At 67.8% G+C, this 1,604-nt stretch carries 2 protein-coding genes; both read right to left on the reverse strand.

The window, feature by feature from the left end:
- Window positions 1–139: 139 nt before the first annotated feature.
- Complete coding sequence (locus J7E68_RS15095; protein WP_251049036.1) at window positions 140–901, reverse strand: ScpA family protein; 762 nt, start codon at window positions 899–901, stop codon at window positions 140–142.
- A 97-nt stretch (window positions 902–998) separates the two neighbouring features.
- A partial coding sequence (locus J7E68_RS15100; protein WP_215173948.1) for a ParA family protein occupies window positions 999–1,604 on the reverse strand: 606 nt, incomplete at its 5' end.

A 1,604-nucleotide genomic window follows, 5' to 3' on the forward strand; every position in this document is an offset into this window, starting at 1 on the left:
CACCGCAGCGACCGGCGAGCCGACCGCTGCCGCGAGTGCGACCAGCCCGATGGGCTCGTCGATGATGAGCAGGATCGCCTCGATCCGCTCGGAGAGCGGCGACTCGCGCACGATCTCTTCCGTCGCTGCTGCCGTCATGTCATCGGTCATAGTCGGCTCCCAGGGATGCCAGTGTCTCGTCCGACCAGGAGTCGGCGGCCCAGCGCAGCGTCAGCTCGCCGAGCGGTTCCAGTTGTTCGAAGGAGAGCGCCGCGTGGCGGTAGAGCTCGAGCACCGAGATGAAGCGCGCGACCACGATCCCCGGCTCACTGACACCGGCCACGAGTTCGCGGAAGCTCACCGACTCGGCCGTGCGCAGCAGCGTGACGACGATCGCGGCCTGCTCTCGGATGCTGACGAGCGGAGCGTGCAGGTGATCGAGGCCGACGTGCGGGATCTCCTTCGGCGCGAAGGCCAGCAGCGCCAGTGCGGCGAAGTCGTCGACGCTCAGCGACCAGACGAGTTCCGGGGTCTTCTTGCGGTGCTTCTCATCGAGGCGGACTGCCCGCACGTGACGGCGGTCCTCACGCTGCAGGCACCGGGCGAACCACGCCGACACCTCCTTGAAGGCGCGGTATTGCAGCAGGCGGGCGAAGAGCAGATCGCGAGCCTCGAGCAGCGCCACCGCCTCGGCATCCACCAGCTCGCCCTGCGGCAGCAGCCCCGCCACCTTCATGTCGAGGAGCGTGGCGGCGACCACCAGGAACTCCGAGGCCTGGTCGAGCTCCTCGTCGTCGTCGAGCTCTTTCAGGTATGCGATGAACTCATTCGTGACGGCGCTGAGCGAGACCTCGGTGATGTCCATCTCGTGCTTCGAGATGAGGTTCAGCAGCAGATCGAAAGGGCCGTCGAAGTTCGACAGCGAGACCCGGAACCCCGGGTCGGCGGATGCAGCGTCAGCTGCCGGTGCGGACTCGGGCTGCGGCTCGGCGTCAGCCGATGATGAGGGCGGTTCGACCTCAGGCGACAGCGCCACGGGCGACCAGCTCCCGCGCCAGCCGCAGGTAGGCCTGGGCGGCGGCGTGCTCCGGAGCGAATTCGGTGATGGGCACACCGGAGACAGATGCGTCGGGGAACTTGACCGTGCGACCGATCACGGTCTCGAGGACATCGTCGCCGAAGGCCTCGACCACGCGCTCGAGGACCTCGCGCGAGTGCAACGTGCGCGAGTCGTACATCGTGGCGAGCAGGCCGTCCATCGTGATCGAGGGGTTCAGCCGGTCGCGCACCTTGTCGATGGTCTCGATGAGCAGCGCCACTCCGCGCAGGGCGAAGAACTCGCACTCGAGAGGGATGACGACGCCGTGAGCCGCGGTCAGTGCGTTCACGGTGAGCAGACCCAGCGACGGCTGGCAGTCGATGAGGATGACGTCGTACTCCCCCGCGACCTGGCGGAGCACGCGAGCGAGGATCGTCTCTCGGGCGACCTCGTTGACGAGATGCACAGCGGCGGCCGACAGGTCGATGTTCGCGGGCATCACGTCGAGACCCTCGACGCGCGACGGCACGATCGCGTCGTGCGCGGCGCCCTTGGTGTCCAGAAGCAGGTCGTACACGGTCGGCAC

It is taken from the genome of Microbacterium sp. ISL-103 (assembly GCF_018613995.1).
Classification (GTDB): Bacteria; Actinomycetota; Actinomycetes; order Actinomycetales; family Microbacteriaceae; genus Microbacterium.